11 protein-coding genes are annotated in these 17305 nt (G+C 66.6%); 4 read left to right on the top strand and 7 right to left on the bottom strand.

Annotated elements, in window-relative coordinates; genetic code table 11:
• Positions 1-33 precede the first annotated feature (33 nt).
• Together JANGC3_RS0114180 and JANGC3_RS0114175 are read left to right on the top strand one after the other, a co-directional pair.
• Positions 34-1971, top strand: coding sequence for a polysaccharide biosynthesis protein (locus JANGC3_RS0114180; RefSeq protein WP_017877150.1), 1938 nt, complete (start codon positions 34-36; stop codon positions 1969-1971).
• Between the two features lie 86 nt (positions 1972-2057).
• On the top strand, positions 2058-3287 hold the full coding sequence (locus JANGC3_RS0114175) for a hypothetical protein (RefSeq protein WP_017877149.1): 1230 nt from the start codon (positions 2058-2060) through the stop codon (positions 3285-3287).
• 191 nt (positions 3288-3478) lie between these two features.
• Here the strand turns inward: JANGC3_RS0114175 and JANGC3_RS0114170 are convergent, their stop codons facing one another.
• Entirely contained in the window at positions 3479-4372 is an 894-nt protein-coding gene (locus tag JANGC3_RS0114170; RefSeq protein WP_017877148.1) for a sulfurtransferase, read from the bottom strand.
• 122 nt (positions 4373-4494) lie between these two features.
• Here JANGC3_RS0114170 and dnaE point away from each other — a divergent pair, with 122 nt between their 5' ends.
• Positions 4495-8043 carry a DNA polymerase III subunit alpha gene (gene dnaE, locus JANGC3_RS0114165; RefSeq protein ID WP_017877147.1) on the top strand — a complete coding sequence of 1183 codons (3549 nt, stop codon included), beginning with the start codon at positions 4495-4497 and terminating at the stop codon, positions 8041-8043.
• Between the two features lie 118 nt (positions 8044-8161).
• On the opposite strand, the gene JANGC3_RS0114160 is transcribed toward dnaE, so the two are convergent.
• The 5 genes from JANGC3_RS0114160 to JANGC3_RS0114140 form a co-directional block, all read right to left on the bottom strand.
• A complete protein-coding gene (locus tag JANGC3_RS0114160; RefSeq protein WP_017877146.1) occupies positions 8162-8392 on the bottom strand; it encodes a DUF6139 family protein in 231 nt (76 codons plus the stop codon).
• 115 nt (positions 8393-8507) lie between these two features.
• The gene (locus JANGC3_RS0114155; protein ID WP_017877145.1) at positions 8508-9494 is read right to left on the bottom strand and encodes a glycosyltransferase family 8 protein; all 987 of its coding nucleotides are present in this window, start codon (positions 9492-9494) and stop codon (positions 8508-8510) included.
• A complete protein-coding gene (locus tag JANGC3_RS0114150) occupies positions 9491-10594 on the bottom strand; it encodes a glycosyltransferase family 9 protein (protein WP_017877144.1) in 1104 nt (367 codons plus the stop codon). Before JANGC3_RS0114150 ends, JANGC3_RS0114155 begins: the two co-directional genes overlap by 4 nt.
• 38 nt (positions 10595-10632) lie before the next feature.
• A complete protein-coding gene (gene msbA, locus JANGC3_RS0114145; RefSeq protein ID WP_026132977.1) occupies positions 10633-12366 on the bottom strand; it encodes a lipid A export permease/ATP-binding protein MsbA in 1734 nt (577 codons plus the stop codon).
• Positions 12367-12389: 23 nt separating this feature from the next.
• Positions 12390-13526, bottom strand: a complete 1137-nt coding sequence (locus tag JANGC3_RS0114140; RefSeq protein ID WP_232429706.1) for an O-antigen ligase family protein — start codon at positions 13524-13526, stop codon at positions 12390-12392.
• 255 nt (positions 13527-13781) lie between these two features.
• On the opposite strand from JANGC3_RS0114140, the gene JANGC3_RS0114135 reads away from it, so the two are divergent.
• Positions 13782-15317, top strand: coding sequence for a GGDEF domain-containing protein (locus tag JANGC3_RS0114135; RefSeq protein WP_017877141.1), 1536 nt, complete (start codon positions 13782-13784; stop codon positions 15315-15317).
• A 32-nt stretch (positions 15318-15349) separates the two neighbouring features.
• On the opposite strand, the gene JANGC3_RS0114130 is transcribed toward JANGC3_RS0114135, so the two are convergent.
• On the bottom strand, positions 15350-17143 hold the full coding sequence (locus JANGC3_RS0114130) for a methyl-accepting chemotaxis protein (RefSeq protein WP_026132976.1): 1794 nt from the start codon (positions 17141-17143) through the stop codon (positions 15350-15352).
• Between the last annotated feature and the right edge of the window lie 162 nt (positions 17144-17305).

Below are 17305 nucleotides of genomic sequence, written 5' to 3'. Positions count from 1 at the left end.
CCGCGGTTTAACTTTGTTGATTGGTTATTGTTGATGAAACCCTTGCTGGATTTCTCCCGCTTTCACAAGCAAATCGTCGCCATCACGGCCGACGCGCTATTTCTGCCGCTGACTTTTTGCGTGGCGGTGTTGCTGCGCTTCGACGGCTTCGGCCTGGCCCTGCTGCAGCCCTACTGGTGGCTGATCTTGGCCGCCCCGCTGCTGTCGATTCCGATCTTTATCAAGCTGGGGCTGTACCGCGCGGTGATCCGCTTCATCGACTACAAGATCGTCTACGTCGCGGTGGTCGGCGTCACCGTCTCGGTGGCGCTGCTGATCGCGCTGGCGGCGTTCGCCACCCACATGCTGGGCCTGTCGCGCGGCGTGTTCGGCACCTATTGGATCAGCGCCATCATGTACGTGGCCGCCAGCCGCTTCCTGGCGCGCGCCTATTTCGCCCACCTGAGCGGCGCCGCCGGCGGCGTGCGGGTGGTCATCTACGGCGCCGGCGCCTCCGGCAGCCAGCTGGTGCACGCCCTCAGCAACGGCGGCGAATACCGCCCGGTGGCGATGGTCGACGACAAGCGCGAGTTGCAGGGCGCGACCGTGGCCGGCATCCGCGTCTACGGGCCGGACGCGCTGGCGGCGCTGGTGGTCGACAAGAATATCAGCAAGATCCTGCTGGCGATGCCGTCGGTGTCGAAGGCGCAGCAGCGGCGCATCCTGGACCGGCTCGAACCGCTGAAGATCAAAACGCTGGTGACGCCGCCGATCAAGAGCCTGGTCAGCGGGCGCGTGCGGGTGGAGGACGTGCGCGAAATCGAGGTCGAGGATTTGCTGGGGCGCGATGCGGTAGAACCGGACCACGATTTGATGGCCCTGTGCATCACCGGCAAGTCGGTCATCGTGACCGGCGCCGGCGGCTCGATCGGCTCTGAGTTGTGCCGGCAGATTCTGCAACAGCGGCCGGCCCGGCTGATCCTGTTGGAAATGTCGGAGTTCGCGCTGTACTCGATCGAGCAAGAGTTGCAAGGGCTGCGCGCGCTGATGCGCCTCGACGTCGAGTTGCTGCCCTTTCTCGGCTCGGTGCTCGACACCGCCAAGTGCGAGAGCATCCTGCGCACCTTCGGCGTCGAGACGGTGTACCACGCGGCCGCCTACAAGCACGTGCCGCTGGTCGAGCACAATCCGATCGAGGGCATCCGCAACAACGCGCTCGGTACGCTGAGCATGGCGCGCGCCGCCATGGCCGCCGAGGTCAAGCGCTTCGTGCTCATTTCCACCGACAAGGCGGTGCGTCCGACCAACGTGATGGGCTCGACCAAGCGCATGGCCGAGCTGATCTTGCAGGCGTTTTCCCGCGAGCAAACCAAGACGCGCTTTTGCATGGTGCGCTTTGGTAACGTGCTGGGTTCCTCGGGCTCGGTGGTGCCGCTGTTTCGCAAGCAGATCATGGGCGGCGGACCGATCACCATTACCCATCCGGAAATCACGCGCTACTTCATGACCATCCCGGAGGCGGCGCAACTGGTGTTGCAGGCCGGCGCCATGGGCGAGGGCGGCGACGTGTTCGTGCTCGACATGGGCGCGCCGGTGAAGATCGTCGACCTGGCCAAGCGCATGGTCCATCTAAGCGGCCTGGAAGTGAAAAGCGAGCTTGCGCCAAACGGCAACATTGAAATCCACTACGTCGGCCTGCGTCCGGGCGAGAAATTGTATGAAGAGTTATTGATCGGCGATAATGTCGAGGGCACCGGCCACCCGCTCATCCTGCGCGCCCGGGAGAACGAGATTCCCTGGGTTAGGCTGGAGGGCATGCTGGCCGAGTTGACGCTCGCCTGCGACCGCTTCGACCACCCCAGCGTGCGCGCGCTGCTGTTGCGCGTGGTCAGCGAATATGCGCCCCAGTGCGGCATCGAGGATCTGATCTGGTGCGCGCGCGAGGAGGGCGCCGTCGCGGCGCCCAAAACGCTCATCACGCTCGCCCGCTGAACCGCGCCGGCGCGCCGGCCGCGCCGCGTCAATACCGCCGCGGCTATACCGTTAACCCAGCGTCACCCACTATTTTAAGAAGAGTTATGGAAAAATTGGACAATTCGAAGCAAACCGATGATTTGGGCAACGCCGGCGCCTTCTCGCTGACGGATACGCTGGTCGCGCTGTGGCGCGGCCGCCGCGCGATCGCCGCCGGCACCGTGCTGGTCACGGCCGCCGGCGCCGCTGCGTCGCTGTACCTGGCGCAATACAAGAGCGAAGGCTTCCTGCAGTTCGGCGGGGCTATCCCGATGCAGAAGGAAAAAAATCCGAGGGAAAAGGAAAGCCCCGGCATTCCGCTGGCCGACTACAAGCGCTTCGCCGCCGCGTTCGGCGCGGTCGACCGTTTCGACCAGTTCGTGCGCCAGAACAAGCTGGAGGGAAACGCGGGCGTGGCCGGTTTGCGCCTCGCCTTCGCCAGCAACGACGGCACCGCGAAAATGATCGAGGCGGTGTATCCGTTCACCAAGCTCGACGCCAAGGATTTGATGGAGCAACCCAAGGACAGCAGCAACAACGTCATCGGATTGCGCATCAGCTACGCGGCCGGCAGCGCCGAAAACGCCCAGCGCACCGTCGGCCTGCTGGGGCGTTATGTCGTCGATAGCATCGTTTATTTGATTTATTCGGACAACCTGCGCTTCAAGCATTCGGAAATCACGTCGCGCGTCACCAAGCTCGACAATGACATCATCGACAACAAGGAGCGCCTCGAGGAATACCGCCGTCGCGGCGAGAGCCTGAGGCAGATCGTCGGGCGCCATCCGGACTCGGCCGGGCAGGCGGCGCGCCAAGTGGTCAGCGTGACCGAGGAAAACGCCCGTTTCCTGTCGCCGGTGACGCATCTGATGTCGACCGAGGTGGAAGCGTCAAACGCCAGCGAGGCGATCGTCAGGGCCAGGCGCGAGCAGCGGCAGTCGTTGTTGCGGCGCGATTATTACGACCGCGCCAAGCAGGTGCTGGAAGCGAGCAAGTCCGGCGAAAGTGTCTTGCGCGCGCTGGACGCGGTCAAGGAGAGCGTGTTCAAGGACAAGGATTTGAAGGATGAACTGGTCAAGGAGGTGTACAACGAGATCAGCATCGACAACCAGAACGCCATCAGCTTGTTTTTGGAAAAAACCCGCTTCATCGCCGGCCCGAGCCTGCCCGAGAACCGTTCGACGCGGCTGTCGTCGGCGCTGATGTCGAGCTTCCTGTTCGGCCTGCTGTTTTCGTCGCTGCTGGTGCTGGGCCGCAACTGGTGGCGGGCCAACGGCCAGAAGATCGGCGCCTGAGCCTAATGCCGCCAAGTGAAGGATTGTCGTCGGGTTAGCCCGCCATCGGCTATACCGCGTGGCTAACCCGACTGGCACCGGCAGCCGCCCGGCGGCGGATGACGCTATCGCTAATCCAAGCTGCGAACACTGAACTTAACGGCATTGGCGCCCGGGCCGCGTGGCGCGCGGCGGCCAGGGCCGCCACGCTGCTAGGTGTTCGACGCGCTGCCGTGGCAATGCGGGCACGACACCTCGTACACGTATTCCGGCGCCAATTGCTGGCGCGGCGTGACGACGGCGCGGCAGACGAAGCATTGCACCGTCTCGGTCGGCTGCAACTGCGGGTTCAGCGCGGTGCGGTAGTCGAACACGAAGCAGTCGCCGGTGTAGTGCGCGCCGCCAACCTCCTCGAAATACTTCAAAATGCCGCCGTCGAGCTGGTACACGCTGTCGTAGCCGATCTCCTTCATGTGGATGGCCGCCTTTTCGCAGCGGATGCCGCCGGTGCAGAAGGTCACCACGGTCTTGCCCGCCAGCTCGTCCTTGTGCGCCGCCGCCACCGCCGGGAATTCGGTGAACTTGTCGATGCGGTAGTCGAGCGTGTTGTTAAACGTGCCGACGTCGACCTCGAAGGCGTTGCGCGTTTCCATCATCACCACCGGCTTGCCGGCGTCGTCGACGCCGCTGTCGAGCCAGCGCTTGAGCGTGCGCGCGTCGACCGACGGCGCCCGCCCCAGCTCCGGCTTGATCAGCGGCATGCGCATCGTGATGATCTCGTTTTTCAGCTTGACCAGCATGCGCTTGTGCGACTGTTCCTCGGAATAGCTTTCCTTGACCTCGATGTCGGCGAAGCGCGCGTCGGCGCGCAGCCAGGCCAGGTAGTTGTCGACCGCCGCGCGCGGGCCGGACAGGAACATATTGATGCCCTCGGGCGTCAACAGGATCGTGCCCTTCAGGCCCAGCTCGGCGCAAATGGCCTGGAATCGCGGCCGCAACGCCTCGGTGTCGTCGACGGTGATGAATTTGTAGGCGGCGATGTTGACGTGGGCGGCGCTGGCCTGCCTGGCCTGGTTGGCTGCGCTGGAGTGGGGTGTGGCGTGCATGGTGGCGATCGAAAAAAACGGAACAGGCGATATTATAAACTTTGTCGCGGCCCGCTCCGGGGCGGGGCGCCGGGGCACGGTAAAATAGCGCCAATTGAATTTGCAAAAGATTGGCACACAGGATGGAAATGCTTACCCAAGACGCCGCCGCCGCGCAGGCGCACGCCGCCCAGCCGCGGGGACCGGCCTTCGTGCACCTGCGGGTGCACTCCGAATACTCGATCGTCGACGGCCTGGTGCGCATCGACGACGTCGTCGGCGCCGCCGCCAAGGACCGGCAGGCGGCGCTGGCCGTCACCGACCTGTCGAACCTGTTCGGCATGGTCAAGTTCTACAAGGCGGCGCGCGGCAAGGGCGTCAAGCCGGTGGTCGGCTGCGACGTCTGGATCAGCAACGACGACAACCGCGACAAGCCCTCGCGCCTGCTGCTGCTGGCGAAGAACCGCGTCGGTTACCTGCAACTGTGCGAGCTGTTGTCGAAGGCCTGGCTGACCAACCAGCACAAGGGCCGCGCCGAGGTGCGGCCGGAGTGGTTGGAAGCATTGGCGGGCACGCCGCTGAGCCTGCTGCCCGACACCAGCCCGGCCAACGGCCTGATCGTGCTGTCCGGCGCCCACTTCGGCGACGTCGGCATCGCCATCGAGAACGCCAACCTGGCGCTGGCCGAGCGCAGCGCGCAGCGCTGGGCGCGGGTGTTCCCCGGCCACTTCTACATTGAAATCCAGCGCGGCGGCCAGCCCAACCAGGAACGCCAGGTGCGCCAGTCGGTCGCGCTGGCGGCCAAGCTCGGCTTGCCGGTGGTGGCGACGCACCCGGTGCAGTTCATCGACCGCAACGAATTCATCGCCCACGAGGCGCGCACCTGTATCGCCGAGGGCGAAATGCTGGCCAACGCCAAGCGCGTCAAGCGCTTCAACGACGAGCAGTGCTTCAAGACCCAGGCCGAGATGGCGGCGCTGTTCGCCGACCTGCCGGCGGCGCTGGCCAACTCGGTCGAGATCGCCAAACGCTGCAACCTGACGCTGGTGCTGGGCAAGCCGCAACTGCCGAACTTCCCGACCCCGCCCGGCATGACGATCGACGAATTCCTGGTCGCCGAGTCGAAGGCCGGCCTGGAGCAGCGCCTGCTGCAGTTGTACCCGGACCCGGCCAGGCGCGAGGCGCAGCGCGCCCGCTACAAGGAGCGGCTGAAGTTCGAGACCGACACCATCAGCAACATGGGCTTCCCCGGCTACTTCCTGATCGTGGCCGAGTTCATCCGCTGGGCCAAGGAAAACGGCGTGCCGGTCGGACCGGGCCGCGGCTCCGGGGCCGGCTCGCTGGTGGCGTACTCGCTGCTGATCACCGACCTCGACCCGCTCGCCTACAACTTGCTGTTCGAGCGCTTCCTGAACCCCGAACGCGTCTCGATGCCCGACTTCGACATCGACTTTTGCCAGGAGGGGCGCGACCGCGTCATCCAGCACGTCAAGGACCTGTACGGCAAGGACGCGGTGTCGCAGATCGCCACCTTCGGCACCATGGCCGCCAAGGGGGCGATCCGCGACGTCGGCCGGGTGCTCGACTTCGGCTACAACTTCTGCGACGGCATCTCCAAGCTGATCCCGTTCAAGCCGGGCAAACCGGTGTCGATCGCCGACGCCATCAAGGAGGAGCCGCTGCTGGCCGAGCGCCTCGACAACGAGGAAGAGGTCAAGCAGTTGCTCGACCTGGCCCAGCAGGTCGAGGGCATCGCCCGCAACATCGGCATGCACGCCGGCGGCGTGCTGATCGCGCCGGGCAAGCTGACCGACTTCTGCCCGCTCTACACCCAGGGCGGCGACGGCGGCGTGGTGTCGCAGTACGACAAGGACGACGTCGAGGCCGTCGGCCTGGTCAAGTTCGACTTTTTGGGCTTGACCACGCTGACCATCCTCGACCGCGCGGTGCGCTACATCAAGCAGCTCGACCCGGCCCAGGCCGACTTCGACCTGGCCAGGTTGCCGCTCAACGACAAGGCCTCGTACGAGTTGCTGACCAAGGCCAAGACGGTGGCGGTGTTCCAGCTCGAGTCGCGCGGCATGCAGGGCATGTTGAAGGACGCCCGCCCCGACCGCTTCGAGGACATCATCGCGCTGGTGGCGCTGTACCGCCCGGGTCCGATGGACCTGATCCCCGACTTTTGCAAGCGCAAGCACGGCGAGCGCTTCGACTACCCGGACCCGCGCACCGAGTCCATCCTGTCCGAAACCTACGGCATCATGGTGTACCAGGAGCAGGTGATGCAGATGGCGCAGATCGTCGGCGGCTACTCGCTGGGCGGCGCCGACATGCTGCGCCGCGCCATGGGCAAGAAAAAAGCCGAGGAAATGGCCGAGCACCGCCAGATCTTCCGCGACGGCGCCGCCAAGGACGGCTTGACGGAGCAAAAGGCCGACGAGATCTTCGACTTGATGGAAAAGTTCGCCGGCTACGGCTTCAACAAGTCGCACGCCGCCGCCTACGCGCTGCTGTCCTACCATACCGCCTATTTAAAGGCGCACCACACCGCCGCCTTCATCGCCGCCAACTTGTCGCTGGCGATGGACGACACCGACAAGATCAAGATCCTGGTCGAGGACGCCATCGACGTCTGCGGGCTGACCTTGCTGGCGCCCGACATCAACCTGTCGGACTACCGCTTCACGCCGGACGGCCCGGCGCCGTCGGTGTCGGGCAAGCGCGTCACGCAGATCCGCTACGGCCTGGGCGCGGTGAAGGGCTCGGGCCAGAGCGCGATCGAGGCGATCATCGCGGCGCGCCAGAAGGACGGCCCGTTTACCGACCTGTTCGACTTCTGCCAGCGCGTCGACAAGCGCCAGATCAACCGCCGCACCATCGACTCGCTGATCCGCGGCGGCGCCTTCGACTGCTTCGGCGTCGACCGCGCGGTGCTGCAAGCTTCGGTCGGCTTCGCCATGGAATGCGCCGAGCAGAGCCTGAAGGCGGCCAACCAGGTCAGCCTGTTCGGCGGCGACGACAGCGACATGGTGGCGCCGCCCGAGTACGTCAAGGTGGCGCCGTGGAGCGACAAGCAAAAGCTCACCGAGGAAAAGATCGCGCTCGGCTTCTACCTGTCGGGCCACCTGTTCGACTCGTACGCGCCGGAGGCGCGCCGCTTCGCCCGCACCAAGCTGGCCGACCTCGACCCGTCGCGCGAGCCGCGCATGATGGCCGGCGTCATCACCGGCATCCGCACCCAGCTGACGCAGCGCGGCAAGATCATCATCGTCACGCTCGACGACAAGAGCGGCACCGTCGAGGTGACCGTGTACAGCGAGTTGTTCGAGCAGAACAAGAAGATTTTCAAGGAGGACGAGTTCCTGGCCGTGGTCGGCAAGGTGTCGGAGGACCGCTTCTCGGGCGGCTTGCGCATCACCGCCGAGAAGGCGTTCGACATCGTCGCCGCGCGCATCCAGTACGGCCGCCAGCTGGGCCTGGCGCTGCCGGCCACGCTCGATTCGAAGCGGGTGCGCGAGGTGCTGCTGCCGCACCGCGCCGAGAACGGCCTGCTGATCGCCGCGCGCGTGGCGCCGCAGGGCGTCGCCTGCACGCTGCAGTTCGGCGAAGAGTGGCGGGTGGCGCCGTCGGACGAGCTGCAACTGGCCTTGCAGCAACAGCTGGGCGCGCAGGAGGTCGCCGTCGAGTATTGATAAAACCGGGGACAGAAAACCGGGGACAGACCACGATTTTCGAGAAACTTTTTCGAAAATCGTGGTCTGTCCCCTTTTACATTTTCGAAAATCGTGGTCTGTCCCCTTTTACACGCTTTTACACGTCGTTGACGCTGGTGATCGCGTAGCCCTTGGCGGCGATTTGCTCTTGCGTATGCGCGATGCTGTAGTCGGGCAGCTCGTCGGCGCCCTCGTCGAGCTCGACCGCGCGCGCCTCGGGCAGCCAGTCGGTGTTGATTGCCTCCTGCGGGATCGGCTTGCCTTCCGGCACCGCCAGATACGAAAAAACGCCGTCCTGCTCGGCACGGCGGTAGATATCGAGACGCATGATGTTGCCTCCTTGCGGTGGGCGCCGCGGCTATGGGACGGTGAGGGCCGCCAGCCGGCGCTTGCTGGCAAGTATGGCACGATTGCCGCGGAGGCGGCGTTCGCCGCGGCCGCGCTTATTTGGCGGCGCGTTTGCGCAGGTAGCGCAGGAACCACGCCAGGCTTTGCAGCGGCTTGCCGCGGCGCCACAGGAAGCGCGAATGCATGCGCATTTCCTTGGTGTTCTTCGGCGCCGGGTCGAGCGGCATGCCGGCCCACGGCGACAATTCCAGGTAGCGCCGGAACAGCAGGCGGGCGTCGTGGCCGCTCCAGTCGGTCCACGGCTTGACGGCGCCGGCGAAGTGGATGAAGACGGCCTTGCCGACCGGCCGCATGGCGGTCTTGTTGACGTCGAGGTCGTGGATCAGGTCGTACAAATAGTTCCAGCGCGGCGACACGTAGCGGGCGCGCCCGTTGAGCACGATGTTCAGCGCGTCCTGGTCGTTGAAGCGCATGTCCTTGGTGCCGTGCATTAGCGTATCCAGCGTTCGCGCGCTGATGTCGGCGTCCATCCACGGCTGCAAATTCATCAGCAGCACGCCGGCGTTGAAGTACTCGTTGTGCGCCAACTCCAGCGCCGCCACCCGGCGCCGCGTCGTCACCGGCGCGTCCGGCACCACCACGGCGATGTCGCCGCCCAGCTCCAGCGCGATCATCTCGGCGATGCTGGCCACGCACAGGATGTCGGCGTCGAGGTACAGCACGCGGTCGGTCTGGCCGCGCAGCACCGTCGGAATCACCAGGCGCGTGAAGATCGACAGCGAGTAGTGCGAATGGCCGAGGAAGTGCGCGAACTGGCTGAACGAGGCCGGCTCGAGCAGGTGCAATTGGGTGCGCACCGGGTATAGCTGCTCGAACGCGGCGATGCGCCGCTTGTTGTCGTCCGACAGGTCGAGCGTCAGCACGTGGAAGGTGAAGTGCTGCCCGGGATTGTTGGCGATGATCGAGGCGATCGTCGCCCCCATCGGCCGGCAGTAGTTGTTGTCGACGCAAAAGGCGATGTGGAACGACGCCAGGCCGTTGGCGCCGCGCGCGGGCGCGCCGGTATCCACGGCGCCGCTCACGGGAGGGCTTTCATGACTTGCGCGACCGGGATCGCCTTGACCCAGTCGCTGCGCCGCGCCGCCGTGATGACGCTGCTGTTGGCCTGGTCCAGCGGCACCCATTCGGGGTTCTTCTGGCGCATCAACGCCACCACCGGCACGTGCACGGCGTTGGCCAGGTGCATCACCGCGGTCTCGACCGAGACGATCAGGTCGCACTGCGCCAGCATCGCCGGCAGCTGGAAGAAATTCTCCTCGGCGCTGAACAACTCGGTGCGTTCCAGGCCGTAGCTGGCGATCACGCTGCGGGCGTTGGCCAGTTCCGACGGCACCGCGTTGACGATGAAGCAGGCGTCGCGCCAGCCGTCGCGCTGGCGCATCGCGGCGATCAGCTCGGCGACGCGCTCCAGCGGCCAGCAGCGCTTGTGGGTCTTGGCGAAGGGGTTGACGAAGACCAGCTTGCCGCTGCGCGGCGCGAAGCCCCAGCCGGCCAGGCGCGCGCGCGCCTGTTCGTGCCAGCGCTCGGGAATGTCGACGAAGGGGAAGCGCGCCGCCGGCGCCAGGTCCAGGCCGCACAACTGGCGGAACCAGTCGGCGTAGACGTCGCTGATGTGCCGCGGGCCGTCGCGGCCGGCGTCGTAGGGCGCCAGCGCGGCGTCGAGCTTGCGGTAGGCCAGGTGGTGGTGCGGCTGGAAGAAGCCGACGGTTTTTTTCATGCCGACCACCAGGGCGCGCGGGCTGACGGCGCGCGCCAGGCCGGCGTACAGGTGCGGGCGCAGCGTCGCCAGCGAGACCACCAGCGGGTAGTTCTCCCGCTGCGCGGCGGCGATCGACTGCTGGTACAGCGCCGGGCTGTAGGTGTCGCTGTAGACCTTGTCGAAGCAGCCGCAGGCGCGCACCCAGTCGTACAGCGAGTATGTTTTCAAGCCGTCCCACTGGGCCGCGTCGGCCGTGCGGCGCACCTCGTCGACCCACAGGTGCACCTGCAGGTGCGGGTGGGCCTGCTTGAAGGCGCGGAAGCAGTTTTGCAGGTAGGTGAAGTCGCCCAGCGCCAGGTGGGCGATGAAGAGGATTTTGTCCGACTTGCGCAGCAGGTCGGCGGGGATCAGTGTGTGCGTCATGGGTGCTCTGGCGGCCGTGGTAAGGGAGGGGGTTGGGTTCAGGCGGCTTGCTGCGAAAACTGCAGGCTGTGCAAATTGGCGTAGACGCCGGCGCGCGCCAGCAGTTCGCGGTGGCTGCCGGTTTCGACGATCTGGCCGTGCGACAGCACGACGATGCGGTCGGCCCGTTCAATGGTCGAGAGGCGGTGCGCGATGACGAAGGTGGTGCGCCCGCGCATCAAGCCCTCCAGCGCCGCCTGCACCGCGCGCTCGGACTCGGTGTCGAGCGCCGAGGTGGCCTCGTCGAGGATCAGGATGGGCGCGTCCTTGTAGATCGCCCGGGCGATCGCCACGCGCTGGCGCTGGCCGCCCGACAGGCGCGCGCCGTTGTCGCCGATCGGCGTCTCCAGGCCTTGCGCCAGGCCCTGCACCACGTCGCCCAGGTGGGCCGCCGTCAGCGCCGCCTCGACGCGGGCGCGGTCGGGCGCGGCGTCGCCGTAGGCGATGTTGGCCGCCAGCGTGTCGTCGAACAGCACCACGTTCTGGCTGACCATGGCGATCTGGCCGCGCAGGCTGGCCAGCGCGATGTCGTCGATGTTCTGGCCGTCGAGCAGGATGCGGCCGCTGCTGACCGGATAAAAGCCCGGCAGCAGGCCCACCAGCGTCGACTTGCCGCCGCCGGACATGCCGACGAAGGCCACCGTTTCGCCCGGCGCCACGCTCAGGTCGATGCCGCGCAGCGCCGGCTCGGCCTGGCCGGGGTAGTGGAAGCCGACGCCGACGAAGTCGACCCGGCCGCCGCTGCGCCGCGCCAGCACCTGGCCGCCGACCCGTTCCGGGGTCTTGTCGATCAGGCTGAAGACGGCTTCGGCCGCCGCCAGGCCGCGCTGCAGCGGCCCGTTGACCTCGGCCAGTTGCTTGAGCGGCGCCAGCAGCATCAGCATCGCCGTGATGAAGGAGACGAAGCCGCCCACCGAAATCTGGCCGGCGGCGTGCTGCGACAGCGCCATCATCACCACCACCGACACCGCGGCGGCCGTCATCAGCTGGGTGATCGGCACGGTGGCGGCGAAGGTGCTGGTCATGCGCATGGTGTAGCGGCGCAGGTTGTCGGCGCGTTGCTGGAAGCGCGCCTTTTCATAGTCGTGGCCGCCGAAGATCTTGATCACCTGCTGCGCCCGGGTGGTCTCTTCGATCACCTGGGTCAGTTCGGCGTTCACCGCCAGCGAGTCCTTGTTGAGTTTTTTCAGGCGCTTGCCGGTGGTGCGCACCACCAGCGTGATCAACGGCAGTAGCACCAGCGTGACGATGGTCAAGGCCCAGTTCAGGTACAGCAGCCAGGCCAGCAGGCCGAGCACGGTCAGGCTGGCGCGCACGATCGAGGTGAACACCTTGGTGACCATTTCGATGATTTGCTGGACCTCGAACATGATCGAGTTGATGACCTTACCGACCGTGTTGGTGGCGTAGAAGTCGATCGGCAGGTTCAGCATGCTGGCGAACATTTGCCGGCGCAACTCGTTGAGGATGCGCGTCGAGACCCAGGTCATCAGGTAGGAGCTGGTGAAGGTGGCCAGGCCGCGCACCAGGAACATGCCCATCACGGCGGCCGGCACCACCCAGTAGGAAAACGCCGGCTTGCCGGAAAAGCCCTTGTCGAGCAGTTGCTGCAAGGCGTACGGCAGCAGCGGCTCGGTGGCGGCGGTGACGATCATCGCCAGGAAGGCCAGCGCCAGGTGTTTTTTGTACGGCGCGTGGAGCGCGGTCAGGCGTTGCATGTCGGGCGGCAGCATCATGGGGTTCCTTGCAACTGCGGTCAGAGGGGGGCGGCCGGGGTACGGCCTGCGGCGCGCAAACCCGACCACAGGATCACCGTCAGGAACGCCAGCATCATGACGCCGATGTTGAGCGTCAGGAAAGTGGTGGTCAGGCCGAACACCATGTAACTGATGCCCAGCGAGACGCCGGCCAGCGCGTAGGGATGGACGCGGCGGTCGCTGCTTTTCAGGCGGCGCGCAAACAGCGTCAGCGGTAGCAGGAACAGGGCCAGCACGGCGGCCAGGCCGAACACGCCTTGTTTGACCAGCGCGTCGAGGTATTCGTTATGCACATTGGTATATTCACCGATCGAGGCCGGCACCTTGCCCTGGTGGATCAGTGCGAGCTTCTGGTCCATGAAACCCTGCTTGCCCCATCCCAGCAACGGCTTGGCGGGCGTCATGACAATCGCGTTGCGCCACATTTCCAGTCTCTGGCCGAGGGAGGTTTCGGTATTGACGGCGCGGGAAAAATCGCGCGCCTCCTGTAGCGAAGCGAGAGTGCGCGCCTTGACGGTCGATTGCGGAATCGCATACGCCACCGCGATCAGCGTCGCCAGCGTCAACAGGCCGGCGTATAAATAACGGCGGCCGTGCATGTTGGTGTAATGCAGGCATAACACGCAGGCGCAGACCGGCATCGCAATCCAGCCGCTGCGGCTGCTCGTTAGCATGGAGCCGACCATGCCGAAGACGCTGCCCAGCAGAAGCAGGAGCGTCCAGGCGGCCCGGCGCGGCTGCGTCAACGCCCAGCCCAGGCCGGACATGCACAAAATTCCCAGCAACATGCTGATATTGCCAAATTGGATGGGATTGGTGGTGCCGCCCGGGCGCACAATCCCTTGCGCAAGAAGTTGCCAACCGACAAATACACCGCCGCCAATGGCGCCCACGGCCAAACCGGCCCACACCGATGACGGTTTGGCCGGATAGGCGAGCAACAACAACAACACCGGCACGGCCAGCAAGAACCTCAATGGCGCGTCATATTCCCTGCCCGGGTCGGCATGGAAGGCGACGATCGCCGATCGGACGATGAAGTACAGCAACAGCGTGCCGATCAACAAGTAGTCGGCTTTTTTCAAGGCCAGTACCGGCCGTTTCCATAGCAGCGCCGCGCTGCCGACAAAGAGCATAGTGGCCCCAATTGAGTAGCCGCCGCCCAGCGCTAGCGCCAGCGCGGAAAAAAGAAACACGGCCAAAGAGTTGTAACCGACCATCAAATAATTCCTTGAAGTATCCAAACCGGTAGAGACTTATTCTAGCCAAACCGCAAAATCAGAAGTTATAGAAGTCGGGCATTGTAAACTAAACCAGCCACGGACCCGGCGTTCAGCGCGCCGGCGGCACTGTTTTACTGTATAAAGCAAATAAACAATTTCCGGGTATCTATGTCGAAGCGCCGCCCCATCACATTTTGGGCCACTGTTTTTGTCGCCGTCGTCTGTCTATCGCTGGTTGCCATCGACGGCTGGCGCAGCTGGAACGCGCGCACGCAGCAGTTGCTAGAGGTCGAGCGCTCGGCCACCAACCTGGCGCGCGCCATGGCCCAGCAGGCCGACGACACCATCAAGGCGGCCGACACCAGCCTGGCCGACATCGTCGAGCGCATCGAAGTCGACGGCGCCGCCGCGCCGGCGCTGGCGCGCCTGCAGCGGGTGCTGCGCGGTCATGTCGCCGAGCTGCCGCAGTTGAACGGCCTGTTCGTCTACGACGCCGACGGCGCCTGGCTGGTCAATTCGCGCCCGGAACCGCTGCGGGAGCGTAACAACGCCGACCGCGAATACTTCCAGTTCCACCGCGCCGACCCGGCGCGCGGCGCCCACATCGGCACGCCGGTGGTCAGCCGCTCCAGCGGCAAGTGGGTGGTTCCGGTGTCGCGCCGCATCAACCGCGCCGACGGCGGCTTCGCCGGGGTGGCATTGGCAACCATCGACGTCGACTATTTCAAGCGCTTCTACCAGAGTTTCGACATCGGCCAGCGCGGCGCGGTGGCGCTGACCACCAACGCCGGCACGCTGTTGCTGCGCCGGCCGTTCGACGACGCCACCATCGGCATGAGCATGGCGCGCAGCGCGCTGTACCTGGCCTACCGCGGCGCCGGGCCGGTGGGCAGCGTGTTCCTGGAGTCGCCGTTGGACGGCGAGGTGCGCCTGAACAGCTACCGCGCGCTGCAGCACTACCCGCTGTTCGCCACGGCCGCGCTGTCGAAGGACGAGCAGTTGGCTAATTGGCGCCGCGACACCTTCCTGCATTCGCTGGGCGTGCTGCTGCTGGCGGCGCTGTTGGGGCTGTTCGGCAAGCGCCTGGTCCAGCAAATCGGCCTGCGCGTGGAGGCCGAGGCGCAACTGCTGGGCGCGCGCGACGCGCTGGAAAGCCTCAACCGCCAGCTCGAAAAGCTGGCGTTGCAGGACGGCCTGACCGGCCTGGCCAACCGGCGCCAGTTCGACGCCACGCTGGCCGGGGAATTCAGCCTGGCCGGGCGCGCCGCCGCGCCGCTGGCCTTCATCATGCTCGACGTCGATTGCTTCAAGCAATACAACGACCACTACGGCCACATCGCCGGCGACGCCTGCCTGCGCGCGCTGAGCCAGTGCATCGTCGCGCTGATGCCGGGGCGGCGCGGCGAACTGGCGGCGCGCTACGGCGGCGAGGAGATCGGGATTTTACTGCCCGACACCGGGCTGGACGAGGCGCTGGCGCTGGCCGAGCGGGTGCGCGCGGCGATCGAGGGTTTGCGCATCGGCCACCGCGGCAGCCCGGCCGGCGTCGTCACCGTCAGCGCCGGGGTGGCGGCGCTGTTGCCGCGGCGCGGAGCCGGCGCGCCGGCGCGCCTGCTGGAGGCGGCCGACAAGGCGCTGTACGCGGCCAAGCTGGGCGGACGCAACCGCGTCTGCGCCGCCGCCGCCGCGCCGGCCTGCGCGTAGGCCTAGGCGCAGGCCGCCGACCCGGGGACGCCTTAAAACTCTTCCCAGTCGTCGGGCGCGGCCGCCGCGGCGTTGAGCAAGCGCTTCGGCGCCGGCGCCGCCGGCGCGTGGCGCGATTCGGCGCGGGCCTCGGCTGCGCCGGCCGGCGCGGCGGCGCGCGCGGCATGGGCGCCGGCCCCGCCCTGGCGCACCGGGCGGGGCGCCGGCGCGGCCGGCGGCGCGGCCGGGGCCGGGGCCGCCAGCGCGGCGGCGCTGGCCTCGTCGAGTTGGAACACGCTGACCAGCTGCGCCAGCGCGCCGGCCTGGTCCTGCAGCGACTCGGCGGCGGCGGCGGCTTGCTCGACCAGCGCGGCGTTCTGCTGGGTCACGCCGTCCATCTGCGTGATGGCCTGGTTGATCTGCTCGATGCCGGCCACCTGCTCCTGGCTGGCGGCCATGATTTCGCCCATGATGTCGGTAACCCGGCGCACGCTGGAGACCACCTCGTCCATGGTGGCGCCGGCTTGCTCGACCAGGCGGTTGCCGACCTCGACCTTCTCGACCGAGTCGCTGATCAGGGTCTTGATCTCCTTGGCGGCGGCGGCCGAACGCTGCGCCAGGTTGCGCACCTCGCTGGCGACGACGGCGAAGCCGCGGCCCTGCTCGCCGGCCCTAGCCGCCTCGACCGCCGCGTTCAGCGCCAGGATGTTGGTTTGGAAGGCGATGCCGTCGATGACGCCGATGATGTCGACGATTTTCTTGGCCGAGGCGTTGATCGAGCCCATCGTCTGCACCACCTGGCCGACCACGGCGCCGCCCTTGACCGCCACGTCCGAGGCCGACAGCGCCAGCGCGTTGGCCTGGCGCGCGCTGTCGACGTTTTGCTTGACGGTGGAGGTCAGTTGTTCCATCGACGAGGCGGTTTCCTCCAGCGAGCTGGCCTGCTGCTCGGTGCGGGCCGACAGGTCCATATTGCCCGAGGCGATCTGGCGCGAGGCGGTGGCGATGGCCGCCGTGCCGCCGTGCACCTGGCCGACGATGTGGGCCAGGCTGTCGCGCATCGCGCGCATCGCAAACAGCAGGCTGGACTGGTCGCCGCGGGCGGTGCTGATCTGCACCGCCAAGTCGCCGCCGGCGATGCGGCCGGCGATCTCGGCCGCGTAGTCGGGTTCGCCGCCGAGCTGGCGCAACAGGCTGCGGCTGACCCACAGCGCGGCGAGCACGCTGGTGAGCAGGGCCAGCAGGCCGAAGCCGAGCATCAGCGCGCGCGCGCCGGTGTAGGTGCGCTCGGCCGCCAGCGCGGCGTCGGCGCTCATCTTGTCTTCCAGCGCGACCAGCGCGCGCAGCGACTCCCACCAGCGTTTTTGCACCGGCCGCAACTCGTTGCGCAGCACCTGGTAGGCCTGCTCGCCCTGCTGCGCCTGCCCCAGCTCGGCGGCCCTGACGATCAACGGCGCCGCCAGCGCCGCGTCGAGCTTGACCTTGTCGAGCAGCGCGCTGCGCTCGGCGGCGCTGTCGGAGCGGGCGGCGAACATCCGGCTCAGCTGCTCCTGCGCGGCGGCGTAGGCTTTCGCCTGGACGTCGATGCGCGCCAGTTCGACCTGGATTTCGCCCGCGTCCTTGAGCAAAATGAGGTTGCGCAGCGCCAGCGCGCGCTCGGTCACCGTCAAATCCATCGTCGCCGCCAGCCGGGACTCGACCGCGTTGACCTTGGTGATCTCGTCCATCTGCTCGCGCATGGCGCCCATGCGGTTCACGCCGAGCCAGGTCACCGTGGCCAGCAACAGCGACACCAGGCCGTAGCCGATGCCCAGGCGGGTCGCCACTTTCATCTTTGCAGCACTCATATCGTTTTTCTCCAATGGCCAGCGTCGGGCCGCGCGCCGCGCGCACGGGGGCGCGGGCGCACCCGGCCGCCCGCATCAAATATTTCCTAGAGGATTTTTAGAGTCGCATCGGCGTACGCCGCTGTCAACGCCGGCGACGGGCCCATCAGATGTGGCTCAAGC

Origin of the sequence: Janthinobacterium sp. CG3 (assembly GCF_000344615.1) — a bacterium.
Taxonomy (GTDB): domain Bacteria; phylum Pseudomonadota; class Gammaproteobacteria; order Burkholderiales; family Burkholderiaceae_D; genus Janthinobacterium.
This window is presented reverse-complemented; position numbering and strand designations above follow the sequence as displayed.